Annotated in this window: 19 protein-coding genes and 1 tRNA gene; 9 read left to right on the top strand and 11 right to left on the bottom strand. The window is 57.6% G+C overall.

All coding sequences use genetic code 11. The annotated features are described in order from the left end of the window. Positions 1-561, bottom strand: coding sequence for an NAD(P)H-dependent oxidoreductase (locus Q0955_RS01330; protein ID WP_299418963.1), 561 nt, complete (start codon positions 559-561; stop codon positions 1-3). A gap of 104 nt (positions 562-665) precedes the next feature. Here Q0955_RS01330 and Q0955_RS01325 point away from each other — a divergent pair, with 104 nt between their 5' ends. After that, positions 666-1,568 (top strand): LysR family transcriptional regulator, encoded by a 903-nt coding sequence (locus tag Q0955_RS01325; protein WP_299418961.1) that lies wholly within the window; start codon positions 666-668, stop codon positions 1,566-1,568. A gap of 91 nt (positions 1,569-1,659) precedes the next feature. Here Q0955_RS01325 and Q0955_RS01320 read toward each other — a convergent pair. The 4 genes from Q0955_RS01320 to pdxH all read right to left on the bottom strand — a co-directional run bounded on the left by Q0955_RS01320 (position 1,660) and on the right by pdxH (position 3,536). After that, positions 1,660-1,736: transfer RNA gene (locus Q0955_RS01320), tRNA-Pro, on the bottom strand. Between the two features lie 46 nt (positions 1,737-1,782). Then, positions 1,783-2,217: a DUF192 domain-containing protein gene (locus Q0955_RS01315; RefSeq protein WP_299418959.1), complete on the bottom strand. Its 435-nt coding sequence runs from the start codon at positions 2,215-2,217 to the stop codon at positions 1,783-1,785. A 59-nt stretch (positions 2,218-2,276) separates the two neighbouring features. Then, positions 2,277-2,834, bottom strand: coding sequence for a cold-shock protein (locus Q0955_RS01310; protein WP_299418957.1), 558 nt, complete (start codon positions 2,832-2,834; stop codon positions 2,277-2,279). Positions 2,835-2,930: 96 nt separating this feature from the next. Then, a complete protein-coding gene (gene pdxH / locus Q0955_RS01305; protein WP_299418955.1) occupies positions 2,931-3,536 on the bottom strand; it encodes a pyridoxamine 5'-phosphate oxidase in 606 nt (201 codons plus the stop codon). Positions 3,537-3,660: 124 nt separating this feature from the next. Between pdxH and fabI the strand changes: the two genes are divergently transcribed. From fabI to trpE, 7 genes are all read left to right on the top strand, one after another. Then, entirely contained in the window at positions 3,661-4,479 is an 819-nt protein-coding gene (gene fabI, locus Q0955_RS01300; protein ID WP_299418953.1) for an enoyl-ACP reductase FabI, read from the top strand. Then, a complete protein-coding gene (locus tag Q0955_RS01295) occupies positions 4,476-5,090 on the top strand; it encodes a LysE family translocator (protein WP_299418951.1) in 615 nt (204 codons plus the stop codon). The genes fabI and Q0955_RS01295 overlap by 4 nt, the downstream gene beginning before the upstream one ends. A 14-nt stretch (positions 5,091-5,104) precedes the next feature. Beyond that, entirely contained in the window at positions 5,105-5,863 is a 759-nt protein-coding gene (locus tag Q0955_RS01290) for a murein L,D-transpeptidase family protein (RefSeq protein ID WP_299418949.1), read from the top strand. Between the two features lie 73 nt (positions 5,864-5,936). Further along, complete coding sequence (gene gpt / locus Q0955_RS01285; RefSeq protein WP_299418947.1) at positions 5,937-6,455, top strand: xanthine phosphoribosyltransferase; 519 nt, start codon at positions 5,937-5,939, stop codon at positions 6,453-6,455. A gap of 109 nt (positions 6,456-6,564) precedes the next feature. Next, positions 6,565-7,740 (top strand): aminotransferase, encoded by a 1,176-nt coding sequence (locus tag Q0955_RS01280; protein WP_299418945.1) that lies wholly within the window; start codon positions 6,565-6,567, stop codon positions 7,738-7,740. 107 nt (positions 7,741-7,847) lie between these two features. Next, on the top strand, positions 7,848-9,689 hold the full coding sequence (locus tag Q0955_RS01275) for a peptidylprolyl isomerase (RefSeq protein ID WP_299418943.1): 1,842 nt from the start codon (positions 7,848-7,850) through the stop codon (positions 9,687-9,689). A gap of 15 nt (positions 9,690-9,704) precedes the next feature. Next, positions 9,705-11,216 (top strand): anthranilate synthase component I, encoded by a 1,512-nt coding sequence (gene trpE / locus Q0955_RS01270; RefSeq protein ID WP_299418941.1) that lies wholly within the window; start codon positions 9,705-9,707, stop codon positions 11,214-11,216. Positions 11,217-11,268: 52 nt separating this feature from the next. On the opposite strand, the gene Q0955_RS01265 is transcribed toward trpE, so the two are convergent. Continuing rightward, entirely contained in the window at positions 11,269-11,445 is a 177-nt protein-coding gene (locus Q0955_RS01265; protein ID WP_299418939.1) for a hypothetical protein, read from the bottom strand. A gap of 318 nt (positions 11,446-11,763) precedes the next feature. Between Q0955_RS01265 and Q0955_RS01260 the strand changes: the two genes are divergently transcribed. Continuing rightward, positions 11,764-13,725, top strand: a complete 1,962-nt coding sequence (locus Q0955_RS01260; protein ID WP_299418937.1) for a bifunctional 2',3'-cyclic-nucleotide 2'-phosphodiesterase/3'-nucleotidase — start codon at positions 11,764-11,766, stop codon at positions 13,723-13,725. Positions 13,726-13,803: 78 nt separating this feature from the next. Here the strand turns inward: Q0955_RS01260 and Q0955_RS01255 are convergent, their stop codons facing one another. From Q0955_RS01255 to Q0955_RS01235, 5 genes are all read right to left on the bottom strand, one after another. Then, positions 13,804-14,436 carry a hypothetical protein gene (locus Q0955_RS01255; protein WP_299418935.1) on the bottom strand — a complete coding sequence of 211 codons (633 nt, stop codon included), beginning with the start codon at positions 14,434-14,436 and terminating at the stop codon, positions 13,804-13,806. Positions 14,437-14,506: 70 nt separating this feature from the next. Continuing rightward, complete coding sequence (locus Q0955_RS01250) at positions 14,507-15,079, bottom strand: hypothetical protein (RefSeq protein ID WP_299418933.1); 573 nt, start codon at positions 15,077-15,079, stop codon at positions 14,507-14,509. A gap of 9 nt (positions 15,080-15,088) precedes the next feature. Next, a complete protein-coding gene (locus Q0955_RS01245; RefSeq protein ID WP_299418931.1) occupies positions 15,089-15,532 on the bottom strand; it encodes a hypothetical protein in 444 nt (147 codons plus the stop codon). Between the two features lie 137 nt (positions 15,533-15,669). Beyond that, positions 15,670-18,807, bottom strand: a complete 3,138-nt coding sequence (locus Q0955_RS01240) for a multidrug efflux RND transporter permease subunit (protein ID WP_299418929.1) — start codon at positions 18,805-18,807, stop codon at positions 15,670-15,672. Between the two features lie 3 nt (positions 18,808-18,810). Beyond that, positions 18,811-19,947 (bottom strand): efflux RND transporter periplasmic adaptor subunit, encoded by a 1,137-nt coding sequence (locus Q0955_RS01235; RefSeq protein ID WP_299418927.1) that lies wholly within the window; start codon positions 19,945-19,947, stop codon positions 18,811-18,813. Between the last annotated feature and the right edge of the window lie 175 nt (positions 19,948-20,122).

The following is a 20,122-nucleotide window of genomic DNA, read 5'->3' as shown; positions in this document are numbered from 1 at the left end:
TTACACCCTGTTGGTCCCGCCACCTTCGACTGCATTGCGCGGCGCCGTGACGAAGGAAATCAGCTTTGGAACGCTGGCATTAAGGGCAGCTGGATTTCGGCTCATTGCGCTGTGCAGCACAAATGGAGGCAGATAGGTCATGCCCACCATACGAGCGGTCTGCTGGTACGGCACCAAGAACGCATCCATTGGAAAACTGTTTAGCCCGCCCGCTTGATAACTTCCTGCTGGCCCGCCGGTCGTGATCGCCAAGCCAAGTTCTTTTCCGTGCAACGCGGTCCCGCCCGGGCCGTATGCAAATCCGAAAAGCAAAACCTGATCCAACCAGGCCTTCAGCACAGGCGGCGATGAATACCAGTAGAACGGAAACTGAAGTACAACCCGATTTGCCTGGCGCAACAGGGGCTGCTCACAGCTCGGGTCAAACATCATTTCTGCTCCCCCAACAGCGGACAAGTCGCGCGTCGTGACACCGGACACATTGCTTAATGCATCATGCCACACACGATTGGCCGTGGAGCTCCCAAGGTTTGGATGCGCAGTTAAAACAAGTGTAGTCATCGGGGGCCTCAGGTGTTGCGTTTACAAGTGAGCCAAAACTAACTACTCACCTCCAAGCCAACAATTACCCAACGAACAACCACTCTGTTGCATGGAATTCAACAATGCGCCTCCCTCTAGCCACGCTCGAAGTCTTCAACGCCATTGTCAACGAAGGCAGCCTCAGCGCGGCCGCACTGGCTTTAGGCATCAAGCGCTCCACAGTGAGTCACCAGCTAAAGACCCTTGAGACACAGATCGGTGCAGCCCTCTTCGTACGCACAACCCGCTCAATCAGCCTAACCGAGGCAGGCCGCGCCTTGGCCCAGAGCTCTGGCCCGGCCTTTGAGCAACTGGCGAATGGATTCGAAAATGCCCGCACCGCGGGTCAAAGCACACGCGGCACTCTGAAACTCGCCATCCCGGAGTTTGTCTATCACCTCCTGATCAGCGAACCCCTTTTGTCATTCCAAGAAAGCTATCCAGAAATAGAGATAGAACTCCGGCTTGCGGACGCTTGGTCTGATATACTCAAGGAAGGGCTACATGCCGGTTTTCGGCTTGGCGGCGTGATCGCCCAAGATATGGTCGCGGTGGGTTTGACCGAACCGATGACCGCGGCTGTGGTGGCCAGCCCGTCCTATCTGGAAAAGCACGGCACCCCCACGCACCCTTTGGCCTTACTTGAGCACAATTGCCTGCACTATCGTTTTCCAAGTTCTGGTCAGCTGGCACCATGGGTGTTTTCAGGGCCTGATGGGCCCTATCCAGTCGAGGTACATGGCAACTTGATCGCCAATTCTCTGCCGGTTTCGATTGAACAGGCCATCCATGGCCTTGGTATCAGCTACACCTTCCGGGAATTCAGCGCCACTGCACTAGAAAGCGGCGAACTTGTAGAAATCCTGAGTGATCACGCCGCCTCTATGCCCCGCGTCCACATCTATTTCCCCCAAGAGTATCGAGCGCTGGTGCCGCTAAGGCTGTTCATCCAGCACTTAAAGCAAGCTATCGCCAAAAGAGGCTGAAACCCCAAAAGCTGAACCGCCAACCGCCCCCAAAACAGAAAAAGACGCAGCCCGAAGGCTACGTCTTTTTTCTTTTCCTCCGGGAGGAAATTGGTCGGGACGGCAAGATTCGAACTTGCGACCCCCTGTACCCAAAACAGGTGCGCTACCAGGCTGCGCTACGCCCCGACTTGTGAGGCAGGGTTTACCCCCACTGTTCGGGAATGAAAACCCCCTAACAACGCCAGTTTGCAATTTCTTGCAAAAAACTTTGGTGGCGCATTTCGCTGCCCACAGAGATGCCCATCGCCTCGGACAATCCACCATTGATTTCAAGGACATAGCGAACATCGTCTCCGCCAAAAATCGGCGTTTCGTCCAAAGGGATGGCGTTGCTGTGGATGTGTTGAATCACCCCATGCTCGTCCGCAAACAGCATATCGAGGGGAATCAGCGTGTTGCGCATCCAGAAAGATGCAGACCGCGTGGTTTCATAGACAAACAGCATACCTGCACTGCTCGGCATGTGGGAGCGATTCATCAATCCCTGCGCCCGCTCGGCCTCTGTGTCTGCCACTTCTACGGAGAATCGCGCCTGCCCCCAGTCACCGCGTATCAGCAAGCTGTCTGCGCGGCAGGCGTCGTCTGCTTGGGCGGGCAAGGAGATCATGACCCCTGCCACCAGCCCAAGAAATCCGGCGCCGATCCTGCGACCCGCGCCAGAGAGTGTTAGTCGTTTTCCAAAACTGCGTTTTCCCACGCCAATACCTCGGTTGCCATGCGACCACGTTTACCGTCGATCACACGCAGCGCCAAGGCTTCACCGGGCTGCAGGTCAGACAGACCTGAGCGGCGCAGCACTTCAATGTGCAGGAAAATGTCTTCCGGGCGGCCAAACACATTGGCAAAGCCAAAGCCTTTGCCTTTGTCGAACCACTTCACCCGCGCTGGCTCCAGCGGCGTCGCGCGAATGTCATCCAGGTCCATGCCTTCAAAATCAGACAGTGCCACAGGCACTTCCGTTTCCGGTGCTTCGATTTTGAACACTTCGACGGCCTGTGCGCCACGTTGTGTCACTTGCACGGACACTTCAATTACGGACCCATCCGCAACCGAGCTTTGACCGAAGTTGCGCAACACATTTGCGTGCAACAAAATATCCGGCCCACCGTCGTCTGAAACAATAAATCCGAATCCCTTGACCGGATCGAACCATTTCACCACGCCCATCACCTGCGTGACGTCATTTTCTAGAGTACTCAATGCCTCAACCTTAGTTTGTATCATCCCCATGATCTGCGTGACTGTGCTGCATCAAGACGACTTCGGCAAGCGCAAAATTTCCATGCATTTCATGCGCTTGCCACGATAATTTTTAACTAATTAAGGGTTAAGGCGCTGAATTTCCCACGGTTTTTCAGGGGTTTCGCGGGTCCAGCGAAACCGGTCGTGTAACCGAAACGCCCCATCTGCCCAAAATTCAATTTCGGCAGGAATGAGCCGGTACCCCCCCCAGAACGGCGGGCGTTTGGGGTGGGTGCCGTGCGCGGCTGTTATTTTTGCCACTTTTGCCATTAATTCTGTGCGCGAATTTAGGGGTTGAGACTGTTCCGACGCCCAGGCACCCAGTTTGCTCTTCAAACTGCGCGACTCAAAATATGCATCCGCCTGAGGACCATCTTCCCGCATAACGTGTCCTCTAACCCGAATCTGGCGGCGCAAAGATTTCCAGTGCATCACAAAGGACGCCTTGCCTGCGCCATCCAGTTCCTGTGCCTTGGCACTGCCGTAATTTGTGTAGAACACAAACGCCTTCTCCTCGATATCCTTCAAGAGCACCATACGGGAATTTGGCATACCGTCTGCGTCCACCGTCGATAGCGCAATGGCGTTGGCATCATTTGGCTCGCTATTTTCCGCCTCAGCCAACCACGCCCGCGCAATCTCAAACGGGTTCTCGCCCGCAAAAATCCCTGATCTCTCGCTCATCACTGCCTCCAAATGCATCATCCAGCCACTCAGGCTAGGTATATTCCACGCTGGCGAAGACCTTGATGCGACAGGGTCAATCGCCTAAACGTCACGCATAACCAAGTGGGACGGAGTTCACCGGATGTCAAATCAACTCATGGCAGGCAAACGCGGCCTAATTATGGGGCTTGCCAACGACAAGTCTATTGCCTGGGGCATCGCCAAGGCCTGCGCCGACGCCGGTGCCGAGCTGGCCTTCTCTTATATGGGCGACGCTTTTAAGAAACGTGTGGTCCCGCTGGCGGAACAACTCAACGTCGACACGCTGATCGACTGCGATGTCTCGGACGCTGCCTCCATTGACGCAGCCTTCGCAGAGATCGAAGCCAAATGGGGCAAAATCGACTTCATCGTACATGCCATTGGCTTCTCAGACAAAAATGAGTTGCGCGGCCGCTACGTCGACACCTCCAAAGACAACTTCCTGATGACGATGGACATCTCTGTCTATTCCTTCACCGCCGTGATGCAGCGCGCGGAGAAGCTGATGACAGACGGCGGCTCCGCTTTGACGCTGACCTACTACGGCGCCGAGCAGGTGATGCCACACTATAATGTCATGGGCGTGGCCAAAGCCGCATTGGAAGCCTCAGTGAAATACCTGGCCGAAGATCTTGGCAAAGACGATATCCGCGTAAACGCAATTTCCGCTGGCCCGATCAAAACCCTCGCCGCCTCCGGCATTGGCGACTTCCGCTACATTATGAAATGGAACGAGTTGAACTCCCCTCTGCGCCGCAATGTCAACCTAGAGGACGTGGGCAACTCCGCGCTTTACCTGCTGTCTGATCTCGGCAGCGGCGTGACAGGCGAAAACCTGCACGTTGATGCGGGCTACCACGTGGTCGGCATGAAAGCCGTCGACGCGCCGGACATCGACGCTGTGGTGGGCCGCAAATGAGTCTCGCCGCCTTTATCGCCGCCGTCTCTCTCTGCCTGATGGCCGCTGTCAGCCCGGGTCCCGCCGTGCTCATGGCCGCGCGCGTGGGTCTGCAACAGGGCCTCAAAACTGGCGCAGCCCTGTCTGTGGGCATCGGCCTCGGCGCGGTCTTCTGGGCCGCCTCCGCACTCTTTGGCCTTGCCTTGCTGTTTGAATACGCGCCTTTCCTGCTGACCGTTCTGAAAATTGGCGGTGCGGCGTTCCTGATCTGGACCGCCTTTAAAATGTGGCGTGCAGCCGATGAGCCATTGGAAGACAACGCCGCAGAAGTCGCCGCAATGACGCCCCTGTCCGCGCTGCGCCTTGGCATCTGGACCCAACTCGCCAACCCAAAGCCCGCCGTCTTCTTTGGTGCAGTTTTTGTTGGCACCGTGCCCACCGACGCCTCACCACTGGCGCTGGCGCTGCTGCTGGCCTGCATATTCCTCGGTGAGTTCCTCTGGAACACCTCTGTCGCGCGGCTGTTCTCGCTGGACCGCACCCGCAAAATCTACATCGGCCTGAAGCACCTGATTGACCGCGTCTTTGGCGGCCTTCTGGCGGCTCTGGGCGTCAAGATCGCGGCCACCTAAGCCGCGCTCGGACCATGCGCAAACTCCTCAAGGCACTCTTCTTTTTGCTCTGCATCGCGAGCGCCTTGGGGATATTCGCACTCTATCGCCCACACTACATTCCGCCCCCGATCAAAGACGCCATCTGGCCGCGGGATGACATCGCCGTGGTGCGCGCCCGTCAAACACCTATGCTGAGCACAGGCTTTGCCATCCACAACACCGCCCTAGGCGCGCCGATCTACATCCGCATATTCAAAGAAGAACGTGAGCTGGAACTCTGGGTGCAAACCCCAAGAGACACCTACGCCCTCTTCAAAACTTACCCGATCTGCAATCATTCTGGCGTCCTTGGTCCGAAACTCAAAGAAGGCGACCACCAATCGCCTGAGGGTTTCTACACAGTCACCAAATCCGCTCTGAACCCAAACAGCAGCTACCACCTGTCTTTCAATCTCGGCTTTCCCAATCGCTTTGACCGCGCGCAGGGCCGCACCGGCAGCTTCCTGATGGTACATGGCGACTGCGTCTCCGTTGGGTGTTACGCCATGACCGACCCCGCGATCGAGGAAATCTACGTCGCCGTCGAAGCCGCCTTGAACAACGGTTTGTCCTCTGTGCCTGTGCACGCCTTCCCCTTCCGCCCAACGCCGCAACGCGTGGCCAAAGCCACCGGCCACAAATGGGAAGACTTCTGGCTGCAACTTGCACCCGCGTATCACGCTTTTGACAAAACCGGCCGCCCGCCATTGATCTCAGTGGATGACAACAAATACCGCGTCACCGCTTGGTAAGCACGCAAACAGTTTGCGCCGCCTTTGCGTTCTGCTAGAACGGCTGAAATCTGCGACAAAGGGGTGAGTCCACATGAGCGAGCGTCTGCCACACGAAAAAGGCTTCCACATCAGCTGGGATCAAATCCACCGCGACAGCCGCGCGCTGGCTTGGCGTCTGGACGGCAAAGGCCCTGATGACGGCGCTTGGAAAGCTGTTGTGGCCATCACCCGTGGCGGCATGGCCCCGGCGATGATTGTCAGCCGCGAGCTCGACATCCGCACCGTGGACACCATCTCGGTGAAATCCTACTACTCCGGCGGTGGCAAACAGGACAAACAGCGTGAGGCGCAGGTTCTCAAAAGCCCCGATGCGGAGCTGATGGGCGACGGCGAAGGCATCCTGATCGTCGACGATCTGGTGGATTCCGGCAAAACCCTCGAGCTGGTGCGCCAGCTCTACCCCAAAGCCCACTTCGCCACCGTCTACGCCAAGCCAGCCGGCGAGCCGATGGTCGACACTTTCATCACCGGCGTGAGCCAGGACACCTGGATTTTCTTCCCATGGGACATGGCGTTGCAATACGTCGAGCCTTATCGCGGCACCGATTGATCACACCGGTTGGTGGGTTTGCCCACATCACAAACCGCCCAAATCGGACCGCAGCGAGGCCCCTCGCTGCGGTTTTCTTTTGCCCGCCTTTGCCTGAGAGACTGACCAAATGACCTTCACCCGCACCGCCGCCACCTTTGCCCCACCCGTGATGGAAGCCCGCCGTTGGCTTGAAGGCGTCACCTTTCCACCGGAGCGCCCGCTGATCAACGTCAGTCAGGCCGCGCCTGTCGCTGCCCCGCCGGAACCCCTCCTGCACCACATCGCAGACACAGCACTCAACAAGCCCGAAGCCCACCTCTACGGCCCCGTGCTGGGCCTGCCCGAACTGCGCGCCGAGGTCGCCACGCAATGGTCCGCCGCCTACGCAGGCGAGATCGCCCCCGCGCAAGTCGCCATCACCTCCGGCTGCAACCAAGCCTTCTGCGCCACCCTCACCGCCATCGCCGGCGAAGGGGACGAGGTCATCTTGCCAACCCCGTGGTACTTCAATCACAAAATGTGGCTCGACATGCAGGGCGTCACCGCTGTGCCCCTGCCAACCGACGCGCAGCTCCTGCCAGACCCAGAGCACGCCGCTGCCCTGATCACAGAGCGCACCCGCGCCATTGTGCTGGTCACCCCCAACAACCCGGGCGGCGTCGAATACCCCGCAAACCTCGTGCGCGACATGTATGAGCTTGCCAAGTCCCGCGGCATTCGTCTGATCGTCGATGAAACCTACCGTGACTTTGACAGCCGCACCGGCGCGCCGCACGACCTCTTTGGCGACCCGGACTGGCAAGACACGCTGGTGCAGCTCTATTCCTTCTCCAAAGCCTACCGCCTCACCGGCCACCGCGTCGGCGCCATGGTGGGCAGCGTGGAGCTTTTGGCGGAGGCGGAGAAATTCCTCGACACCGTCACCATCTGCCCCAACCAGCTCGGCCAGCACGCCGCACTCTGGGGCATGCAAAACCTCAGCCAATGGCTCGCAGGCGAACGCGCCGAAATCCTCGACCGCCGCGCGGCGATCACCGACAACCTGCCCCTGCTCACCAATCAGGGCTGGGAGCTGCAAGGCGCAGGCGCCTACTTCGCCTATATGAAGCATCCCTTTGCGCTGCAGTCCGACCAACTGGCGCAACATCTGGTGCAAAGCCACGGCATCCTGACCCTGCCCGGCACCATGTTCACGCCAGAGGGCGATCAGGCGGGCAAAGACACCCTGAGGATCGCCTTTGCCAACGTCGACCGCGCCGGAATCGGTGACCTTTTTGCCCGTCTCGCCACGGTCAAAGCCTGACGCGACCACAACACAGGCGGGACAGGCCAATCATGCTTGCCCCCCCTGCCCCAACCGCGTAGACCTTCGCAGAAGAAACTTGAACGATTACAGGGCGGACATCGGACATGGCGCAGAGCAAAACCTCCAAAACAGCGGTCTGGATTCTCATGGGCCTGCTCATTCTGGGCTTAGGCGGTTTTGGCGCAACCAGCCTCACCGGCACCGTGCGCTCCGTTGGGACCGTTGGTGACGAAGACATTTCGGTCGACGATTACGCCCGCGCCCTGCAAGAAGAGCTGCGCGCGCTTGAGGCTCAAACCGGCCAATCCCTACCCTTTGCCCAGGCCCAAGCCTTTGGCATCGACCGTATGGTGCTCTCCCGCCTCTCCACCACCCGTTCCCTGGACGCGGAAAACAAACGCCTCGGCATCTCGATTGGCGACGAAAACCTGCGTCAGGAGTTGATGAACATTCCATCCTTCCAAGGTCTTGACGGCTCCTTTGACCGCGACGCTTACGCCTTTGCCATCGATCAGGCCGGCATGAACGAATCCGAATTTGAAGACAGCGTGCGCGAAGACACCGTGCGCTCCCTGCTGCAAGGCGCCGTGGTTTCCGGCCTGGTGATGCCCGACGTCTACGCCGACACCGTGATCAAATTTGTTGCTGAAGAGCGTGACTTCACCTGGTCCCAACTGACCGCGGACAACCTGACCACCGCCGTTGCCGCCCCAACCGAAGCGGAAGTTGAAGCCTTCTACAACGACAACCAAGACCGCTTCATGCTGCCCGCCACCCGTCAGATCACCTATGCGTGGCTGTCGCCTGAAATGATCATCGATCAGGTGGACGTGGATGAAGCCTCCCTGCAGAAGCTCTATGATGAGCGTGACAGCGAGTTTAACCGCCCGGAGCGCCGTCTGGTCGAGCGTCTGGCTTTTGCTGATGACGCTGCCGCGCAAGCCGCGATGGAACAGATCACCGCTGGCACCGCCACCTTCACCAGCCTGGTCGAAGGCCGCGGCCTGACCCTCTCCGATGTGGATCTGGGCGACGTGACCAAAGCTGACCTTGGCGCAGCGGGCGAAGCTGTCTTCCTGGCACCTGCCAACGGTATCGCGGGCCCAGCCCCGTCCAACCTTGGCCCGGCACTGTTCCGCGTGAACGGCATCCTGGGCGCGCAGACCACCACCTTTGACGAAGCCAAAGACCTGCTGCGTGAAGAGCTGGCTGCGGAACGTGCCCGCCGTCTGATCGACACTCAAATTGGCAACATCGACGATCTGCTTGCCGGTGGCGCCACACTGGAAGAGCTGGTCGAAGAGACCGACATGGAGTTGGGTGTTCTCAACTGGCACCCTGCATCTGAGGATGATCTTGCCGGCTATGAGGGCTTCCGCACCGTCGCCACCGAGGTGACCCTGGACGACTTCCCGCAGATCGAAGTGCTTGAGGACGGCGGCATCTTTGCCCTTCGTCTGGAAGGAGAAACCCCAAGCCAGCCTGCCCCATTGGCAGATGTGGCAGAGGACGCCGCTGCAGCCATCACTGCCGCCCGCAACACTGAAGCGCTGAAAGGTCTGATCGAAACCCTGAAGCCACGCCTGAACGACGGCACCAGCTTCACCTCCTTTGGCTTCACCGCCAACGAAGAGGTCGAGATGGACCGCGCCGCATTTGTGCCGGGCACCCCTGCCGAATTCCTCTCCGAAATCTTTGAGATGGAAGTGGGCGAATTGCGCACGCTGGACAGCCCGGAAGGCCTGATTGTGGTGCGCCTGAATGCCATCACCGAGCCTGCAACCGATGACCCGGAGATCACGTCTCTGAAGGCTGCAATCACCGCACAGCTCTCCAGCGGCATCTCTCAGGACGTCTTCTCCGCCTATGCGCAAGCGTTGCAAGGCATGTATCCGACACAGATCAACCAGCAGGCACTGAACGCGGTGCACGTGAACTTCCAGTAAAGAAAGGCCGCCAAGGTGGACCTGACTCCCTCGTTTGAAGATTTTGCCAAAGCCTATGAGGCCGGTGAAAATCAGGTAGTGTACACGCGGCTCGCCGCCGACCTCGACACCCCGGTGTCGCTCATGCTCAAGCTCACTGGCGCCCACAAAGACGCCTTCATGCTGGAGTCTGTAACCGGTGGCGAAGTGCGTGGACGGTATTCCATCATTGGCATGAAACCCGACCTGATCTGGCAAACCCACGGCACCGAAAGCCGCATCAACCGCACCGCGCGGTTTGATCCCGACGGCTTCACCGCGCAAGATGGCGACCCGCTCACCAACCTGCGGGCGCTGATTGCCGAAAGCAAAATTGATCTGCCCGAAGACCTGCCACAGGCCTCCGCCGGTCTGTTTGGTTACCTCGGCTATGACATGATCCGCCTTGTGGAGCATCTGCCCAACATCAACCCGGACCCGCTTGGCCTGCCCGACGCCTGCATGCTGCGCCCTTCCGTGGTGGCCGTGCTTGACGGTGTGAAAGGCGAAGTCACCGTGGTCTCCCCCGCGTGGGTCAGCGACGGCCAATCCGCCCGCGCCGCCTATGCGCAGGCCGCAGAACGCGTGATGGACGCCGTGCGCGATCTCGAACGCGCCATGCCACAGGCCGCGCGTGATCTGGGCGAAGCGCATGAAGTCTCCCCGCCTGTCTCCAACTTCACCAAAGAGGGCTACCTGGCCGCGGTGGAGAAGGCCAAGGAATACATCAAGGCTGGCGACATCTTTCAAGTCGTACCCGCCCAACGCTGGACACAGGACTTCCCACAGCCACCCTTTGCGCTCTACCGCTCTCTGCGCCGCACAAACCCGTCACCGTTCATGTTCTACTTCAACTTCGGTGGCTTTCAGGTTGTCGGCGCCAGCCCGGAAATCCTTGTGCGGGTCTTTGGCGACGAAGTCACCATCCGTCCGATCGCAGGCACCCGCCCGCGCGGCGCCACGCCCGAGGAGGACAAGGCGCTCGAAGAGGATCTCTTGGCGGACAAGAAAGAACTCGCCGAGCACCTCATGCTTTTGGATCTGGGCCGGAACGATACTGGCCGCGTTTCCAAAATCGGCACCGTGCGCCCAACCGAGAAATTTATCATCGAGCGCTACAGCCACGTGATGCACATCGTCTCCAACGTGGTGGGCGAACTGTCTGAGGATAAAGACGCGCTGGACGCCTTCTTTGCAGGCATGCCCGCCGGCACCGTCTCCGGCGCTCCCAAAGTGCGCGCGATGGAAATCATCGATGAGTTGGAGCCAGAGAAACGCGGCATCTATGGCGGCGGTGTGGGCTACTTCAGCTCCGGCGGCGACATGGACATCTGTATCGCGCTCCGTACGGCGATTGTGAAAGATCAGAAGCTCTACATTCAGGCCGGCGGCGGCGTTGTCTATGACAGCGATCCCGAGGCCGAATACATGGAGACCGTGCACAAATCCAACGCCATCCGCCGCGCCGCCGCCGATGCTGCGCGGTTCACCGGCAACGGCAACAGCTAAGCAATTGGTGCATCACTGCTCTTAAAACAACGAAGCCGCCCTTTGAGGCGGCTTACTTTATCTTCTTCGCGATCTTTTCTTCTTTGGACAATTTGTTGCCCCAGGTGTTCTTGCTGATTCCCATGTCATAGGCCATCGGTTTGGTTTTGCCTTTGCTGACCTTACCGCCTTTGTCCAAATATTGCTGAATCAGATCTTCATCGGTGGTTTCTTTAGGCACATATTTCATCGCCAACTTCCCCCATTTGCAAGGCACGGAATCGCGCCTTGCTTTACGCCTTCAGCCTAACAACGCGCTGACAAATGGCCAGCCCAAACAGCGCATTTCCAAACCGTTCTTCCTGAAGACAGCCGCCGCCGGCTCTGTTTACGTGACATTCGCGTCTCCTCCCTCCCCCGTCCTGGGTATTCAAGCGCAAGATGCAAAAGTTTGTCCAAACGGTAAAATCAGCGTTACACTGAGCAATCACATAGCAAGAAAGATCGTCAGTTCGATTCGTTTGGATCGCTCGAGGCGGCATATTTTATAAAACTTAGGGAGCCCAATATGTCACAATTCACCTTATCACGTCGCCATTTTCTGGCATCAACAGCCGGCTTTATCGCCCTGCACCCTTTCTCGGCCAACGCCGCCACCAATCAGGCACACCTTCGGATCATGGAAACCACAGATCTGCACGTGCACGTCTTCCCGTATGACTATTACGCCGACAAACCCCGCGACACGGTTGGCCTCTCTCGCACCGCCTCTCACGTAAAAGCCATCCGGGCTGAAGCAACCAACTCCATGCTGATCGACAACGGCGATTTCCTTCAGGGCAACCCAATGGGCGACTACATCGCTTATGAGCGCGGCATGAAAGAAGGCGACATGCACCCGGTCATCACCGCGATGAACACCGTCGGCTTTGATGCCTCAACGCTGGGCAACCACGAATTCAACTACGGCCTCGATTTCCTGATGAAATCTCTCGCGGGCGCGGACTTCCCCGTGATCTGTGCCAACGTTGCGCTCGAAGAAGGCGGCAGCCCAACCAAAGACAAAACTCTGATCAAACCCTATGTGATCCTTGACCGTGAAATCACCGACGGCGCTGGCGAAACCCACCCGATCAAAGTCGGCCTGATTGGCTTTGTGCCACCGCAAGTGATGAACTGGGACCGCCGCCATCTCGAAGGCAACGTTATGGCGCGTGACATCGTCGACACCGCCAAAGCTTATGTGCCGGTGATGAAAGAGCAGGGCTGTGATCTGATCATCGCGCTCTCCCACTCCGGCATTGGGGCCGCCGACCACAGCGACGGCATGGAAAACGCCTCCGTGCCACTGGCAGCGATCGACGGCATCGACGCTGTTCTGACCGGTCACCACCACCGTGTGTTCCCCTCCTCCGCCTATGACGGCATGGCAGGCGTGGACGTGGCCAACGGCACGCTGATGGGCAAACCCGCCGCGATGGGGGGATTCTGGGGCTCTCACCTTGGTCTGATTGACCTGATGCTGGAGCGCTCAGGCAACGAGTGGAAAATTGTCAGCCACTCGACAGAGGCCCGCCCGATTTCCAAACGCAACGAAGACCGCTCCATCACGGCGCTTGTGGAAGATCAGCCAGACGTCTTGGCCAGTGTTCAGGCCGAACATGACGCGACATTGGCTTACGTGCGCCGCGCGGTTGGCAAGACAGACGCGCCATTGCACAGCTACTTCGCATTGGTCGCAGATGATCCGTCGGTGCAGATCGTGTCGATTGCCCAAAGCTGGTACATTGCAGAGATGATGAAAGGCACCGAATACGAAGGCCTGCCCATTCTATCTGCCGCCGCCCCTTTCAAAGCGGGTGGGCGTGGTGGTCCAGAGTATTACACCGATGTGGCCAAAGGCGACGTGGCGATCAAGAACGTCTCCGACCTTTATCTCTACCCCAACACCGCCCGCGCGGTGAAGGTGAGTGGCGCCGAGGTCAAAGACTGGCTCGAACGCTCTGCGGGTATCTTCAACCAAGTGGAAGCCGGCAAAGCGGATCAAGTGCTGCTGAACCCGGATTTCCCATCTTACAACTTTGATGTGATGGACGGTGTCACCTATGAAATCGACCTGTCCCAACCGTCCAAATTTGACCCCAAAGGCAATCTGATCAACGCCGATGCCAACCGCATCGTGAACCTGATGTTTGACGGTAAGCCCCTGGACATGAACGCAGATTTCATCATCGCCACCAACAACTACCGCGCGGGCGGTGGCGGCAAGTTCCCCGGCGCCATGGGCGACACCATTGTGTTTGAAGGCCCGGACACCAACCGCGACGTGATCGTGCGCTACATCGTTGAGAAAGGCACAATCAGCCCCCGCGCCGACGCCAACTGGACCTTTGCCCCATTGCCGGGCACCTCAGTTCTGTTTGACACTGGCCCAAAGGCTGCAGACTACAGCGACAGCGTGGACGGTGTATCCATCGAGGCCGCAGGCGAAGGCCCAGACGGCTTCGCCCGCTTCCGCATTCAGCTTTGAAATCAAACACAATCACAAGGGGTTGGAGTTTTCTCCGGCCCTTTGTTTGCAGCGGCACCGCTTTGTATGGCGACGACGTTAATCCACCCTCTCTTTAGGCATGGCGGCCAGAATAAGCGAGCGCACGTAGTCCGCTTCCCGAATGTTTTCGAACTCCACCGGAACAAGCGTTCGCCCATGCAAAAACGGCTGCCCAGGTTGGGCCAAGCCAAAACCAAATGGCTGCACCAAGTCCTTGTCCAAAAGGGTTCCCACCCGAAGACAGCCGTAGGGGTGGTTCCGACGCACCGCATAGGTAAACGCTTTTGCGTGCGGACAAGACACCACGTAAATCCTGCTGGCTAATCGCCAATTTCTCCCCAAACGCAAGACAATAGAACGCCGATCCGTCACGAAATAGGCTTGGTTTGACAACACAAACTGACGATCAAAGGCCATGGCGAATAGGGCAAAAAAGAAGACAACAATCACCGCGCCGTACACCCAAGCAGCAATGGTCCATCCGCCCATTTTTGTACTGACAAACGGCAACGAGCTGAGCATGGCGACCGAGCCAATGGCGAAGCCAATCCCCAAGACCCGCTCCGTTTGTGCCATCTCATATAGCTTCTTTCCAAAATCTGGAGCGCCAGACCAAAGCACTTTTTCGTCGTCGGCCAAAATATCTTCAAGACTTGGATTGTTCTGAACAGAAATACTAGATTTTGACATGACTTAACTCGTAGGTGAGCAGCCCTCAGGGGTCCATAGTGCGGGCAAAAGAATTGACGAATGGGCGTCTTTAACTACACACGTGAACCCGTATATCGTAATGCGGCGACGGCATCTCCGACCAAGCCTCAGTCGCTCCGCTTGGGTCGCGCAGCAAAGGATCAAACAGCCCCTTACGGTAGCGCAAGCTGTCTGGATCCAGCGCCAATCTCTGACACTTTGCCAAGTCGCTGATGGTTGTGCCGCTCGCCTGTGTGAGGTCAATCAAATGCCCCTTCCGCTGGCTCATCGTCGCCCAAAACTTCAAAGGTTGATCCAGTGTGAATATATGCGTGTTCACCCCAAACAGCTTGGCCTCACCTTGCCAGTTCTCACCGGACGCAAAAACAAGCTCAAACCGCCCCGGCGGCACCAAGACCTGAAAAAACTCGCCGCCGCGTACGTAAGCCGCCAAGACGACCCTATCCTTCTCGACATCCCGCAAATGGAGGAAATAGTCGGCATCTTCCGTTGTTTTGATCAACAATGGCAGAGTGGCGGGCAACCCAGACCGGTTCCACAACAGCCCCTGAGGTCGCTCCTCCGAGGACGCTGACAGTGCCGTCACAAACACTGCAAAGAGTGTAGAAATGCCCCGAATCATTGCCGAACCTCACACAACGTCGACCCCACCAAATCTAGCGATCCGATACAAACACACCGCATAGATCGCGGTGACCGGCGTCAAAAGCACCTCAAACAAGGTGGTCGAGAACAGCGCCAAAACAGTATTGACGACCACAAAATAGAACAAGAACCACTGAATTCTCGCAACCACAGACCGGGCCACTGAGCTTGTCACAAATCCCCCTGCAACACCGCCCACAAGCATCAACAACAGGTTTAACACCAAGGCCAAAAGCTCAAACGGCAGCATGGTTTGGTCGGTCAAACGCCCGCCCCACACAATGCTATGGGGTAAGACACCTGCGATGATAAGCAGATGGAAGATCAGAAACAGAGACGGCAGCACTATCAAGAACTTACTCGCCGCTCCAAGACTAAGTTTTGCGATGAAAGCATCCAACGATTCCATGTTTTTCTGACCTTCCGCCATTCGACTGCCACGGCGCCTCCAGGGTTCCAAAATCCACGCGTCACCGAAACAACACCCGGTCCAAAACGCACTGTGGCGGCAACCCGTCAAAGGTATGTGCCGCCACAGACTATGTTTACGTTGGTGTTCAGAGCGGTTTAAGCCGCGTCTGACGGCACCACTTGCTTGTTGGTGCCTTTGACCCATTCGCGCACGCCTTGCAGCAGCACATAGAGGATGGGCACGATGATGACGCCAATCACTGTCGCCGCCAACATACCGCCAAACACAGCCACACCGATCGCTTTCTGGCTGGCCGCACCAGCGCCGTTGGCCACCAGCAATGGCACCACGCCCAACAGGAACGACAGCGCTGTCATCATCACCGCGCGGAAACGCTGACTGGCGGCCTCAATCGCGGCCTCCTTGATGCTCAACCCGGCGGCCCGCCGCTCCATCGCAAATTCCACGATGAGAATGGCGTTTTTGGAGGCCAGGCCAATCAACATGATCATCCCGATCTGAGTATAGAGGTTCACATCCCCGCCTGACACAGCCACCGCTGCAAGGGCGCCAAACAACGCCACAGACACGGAGAGCAAAATGCCCACCGGCATGGTCCAGCTTTCATACTGGGCCACTAGGAACAGGTAAGCGAAGACCACCGCCATAATCAGGATGATGATCACAAGCCCGCTACCGGACTGTTGTTGCTGCGCTGTCCCGGTCCACTCAAAGCTGTAGCCCGGCGGCAGCGCATTCGCCGCCTCCTCTTCCAGCACGCGGATCGCATCGCCAGTCGACAGACCTTCTTTTGGCACACCCGTTACCGTGGCAGAACGGAACATGTTGTAACGGTTCAAGGCCACCGGCCCCAACTCATTGCGCACGTTTACCAATGTGCCCATGGGCACCATTTCACCGGTTTGAGAGCGCACATAAAGCGCATTGATGTCTTCGACCTGAGAGCGGAACTCGCCATCCGCCTGGATCATCACGCGGTACACCCGACCAAACAGGTTGAAGTCGTTCACATAGATCGAGCCCATATAGCCTTGCAACGTCGTGAACACGTCAGAGATCGACACATTGAGAGACTTGGCCTTTTCACGATCCAGATCCACATAGACCTTGGGCACGTTCGCGCGGAAGGTGGAGTAGCTCTGTGCCATCTCCGGGCGCTGGTTGGCCGCATACACCAAGGAACCAATCGCCGCCGAGAGGTCTTGTGCCGAACCGCCACCGGTTTGTTGCACTTTCATTTCCACACCAGCACTCAAGCCGAGTCCGGAAATTGGCGGCGGGTTGAAGGCAATCACGCTGGCGGAAATCTCCTGGTTCGCAACACCGTAGACCTTCGCCAAAATCCCATCCGCGCTCAACTCATCCGTCTGCCGATCGTCCCAAGGTTCAAGGTTCAAAATGATCATTGCCCCGTTAGATCCGGAACCGTTGAGCAAACTAAAGCCGTTCACCAGCACAGAGCCGGCCACGCCAGGGAGTTCCATCAACTGCTCATTCAAACGGGCCGTCACGGTCTCGGTCCGCTCAAGCGACGCTGCATCCGGCAGCTGAACATCCACAAACAGCGTGCCGTTGTCTTCCAATGGGATAAAGCCGGCCGGGATGGTCTTCATCAACGTGCCAGAACCAACCATTATCCCCACCAGCACAACAATTGCCAGGATCGGAATACGCACAAAGCGACGCACAACGCCGACATAAGCCCCCCGTGCTCCGTCCACACCTTTTTCAAACACCGCCATCACCCCTTTGGGGCCACCTGGATCACGTGCTTTCAAAATCAGCGAGCAAAGCGCCGGAGACAGTGTCAACGCGTTGATTGACGAAATCACCACCGCGGTCGAAATGGTCACGGCAAACTGCGTGTACAAACGTCCGGTGATGCCGGGCATAAACGTCACCGGCACAAACACCGCCAGCAAAACCAGGGTGGTGGCAATCACCGGACCGGTGATTTGCCCCATGGCTTTGCGGGTTGCGTCCGCAGCCGAAAGCCCCTCTTCCGCAATGATCCGCTCGACGTTCTCCACCACCACGATGGCGTCATCCACCACGATCCCGATAGCCAACACCAGAGCGAACAGCGAGATCGTGTTTAGCGACATGCCAAACAGCAGCAGGAACGCAAACGTGCCAATCAAAGACACAGGAATGGCCACCGCCGGAATGGCGGTCGCCCGCACATTGCCCAGAAAGACAAATACAACCGAGATCACAAGAATGAAGGTCAAGATCAGGGTCGAAACCACATCGCTCAGCGATTGTTCCACAAACAGCGTACTGTCATAAGGAATGGCATATTCCACATCATCCGGGAAGGCGCTGGAGAGCCGCTCCACTTCAGCCTTTACAGCATCAGCAACCGCCAAAGCGTTTTCACCTGGCGCCTGATAAATCGCCAAAACCGTCGCTGGGTTGCCGTCGGCCCGACCAGACGCGTTGTAGTAGTTTGCGCCCAATTCGACACGCGCAACGTCTTTCATACGCACTATGCTGCCTGCTTCGCCGGTCCGCAGCACAATCTCTTCAAATTCCTTCACCGTGGTCAAACGGCCTTTGGATTTGATGGTGTATTGAAACTGCTGACCAGTCGGGATTGGCGGCGTGCCGATCTGACCGGCGGACACCTCAAGGTTCTGCTCACGAATGGCCGCAACCAGATCGCCGGGCGTCAAACCGAGTCCCGCCATGCGGTCTGGATCCATCCACATCCGCATGGAGTATTCAAAGTTGGTCATCACGTCCGCTTTACCAACGCCCTTCACGCGCGCCAGTGCGTCACGCAGATTGATAGAAGCGTAATTGGACAAAAACACCTCGTCGTAGGTGCCGTTTGGGGATGCCAAAGTCACAATCAACAGCATGTTGGTGGAGGACTTCTGTGTCACCACCCCGCTATTGGTCACCTCGGTTGGCAGTTGCGCAGTGGCCTGTGCCACGCGGTTCTGCACGTTCACCGAGGCGATGTCCGGGTCTGTGCCCACTTCAAACGTCACCGACAGGTTGTAAGACCCCGTATCTGTACTATCAGACGACATATAAATCATGTCATCCACACCGTTCACTTGCGCCTCGATTGGCGCGGCGACGGTGTTTTCCACCGTTTCAGAGTTGGCCCCGGTGTAGTTGGTCGACACTGTCACCACAGGGGGGGTGATGTCCGGAAACTGCTCCACTGGAAGCGTGTTATACCCGATGAACCCCATAATGGAGAGCACCAGGGAAATCACAAACGCCGTTTTGGGGCGCTGGATGAAGATCGCTGAAAACACGGGTTACTGCTCCTCTGTCGACTGACCGGCCAGCACGGCATCCACGGTCACACCGGGGCGCACACGTTGCAGGCCTTCGACAATCACGGATTCGCCTTCCCGCATGCCATCCTCAACAACCACAGCCGCCTCAACCTGACGACCCAGCGTCACGTAGCGTTGCTCCACAGTCTGCTGTTGGCCAACAACCAGCACAAAATCACCACGCTGATCGCGCTGCACGGCCGCCTGTGGGATCATCAACACCTGACTTGGTGCCGCGCTGGCAATACGGATGTTCAGGAACGCCCCGTCCAGCAGCAACCCACGCGCGTTTTCAAACTCTGCTCGCAAGGTGATGGTGCCCGTGGCGGGGTTGATCCGGTTGTCTACAAAAACCACCTGTCCAACTTCTTCGAGCTCGTCCCCGTTTGGCAAAATGGCGTAAACTTTCGGTGCCTTCTCCTTGTCAGCCAGTTCCTGAAGCTCGGCTTCGTGATGCTCCATCACTTCCACCAATTGCTTTTCAGTGAGCGAGAACTCCACAAAGATCGGTGCTGTGCGCACAATGTTGATCAGCGACGCACTGTTTGGCCCCACCAACTCGCCCACACTGACATTGGACCGCCCAATGCGCCCATCAAACGGAGCGTGGATTTTGGTGTAATCCAAATCCAACTGCGCCTGTGCAATAGCCGCTTTGGCAATTTCCACCTGCGCTTTAGCCACTTCGTTGTCAGCAACGGCCACGTCGCGATCCGCCTCAGTACCCACATCACGCTCAAACAGCTCAGTTTTGCGGACCAGTTCCACTTCGCTCAGACGCAGATTGGCTTCCGCTTGAGACAGATCCGCTTTGCGCGCATCAACTGCCGCCTGATAGACCTCCGGCTCGATCTCAAACAACAGGTCTCCCGCCGCAACTTCATCTCCATCCAGACCGTGAATTTTTTCAACAAACCCACTTACCCGCGCGACAAGATCGACCTTGTCCACGGCTTCCCCTTTGCCGATGAAAATGACCTCATCGACCAGCTCATCCGTGTAAGCCGCCGCAATCGCAACTTTTGGGGATGCGGCATCTTGTGCCATGGCACTGGACGCCAAAAGGCTCGCCGAGAGCATGGCCGCTGACAGTGGAGTGAAAATCGGAAACTTCATGGTGTCTTATCCCAATGGCTTGGAGATCAGGGCCAAATGCAACGGCGGTGATCACATGACAATTCACGCCATAGAAACATGGCCCGCCGCAAGCGGCAAGCGTGCGTTAACCACAAATGCCAAGCATCTGGCAGAAAAAGCAAAAACGCGCCGACGTGGGGCGCGTTTTTTAAGA

Source organism: uncultured Shimia sp., from assembly GCF_947493595.1.
Lineage (GTDB): Bacteria > Pseudomonadota > Alphaproteobacteria > Rhodobacterales > Rhodobacteraceae > Shimia.
Note: the sequence above shows the minus strand (reverse complement) of the source record. Positions and strands in the feature narration are given on the sequence as shown.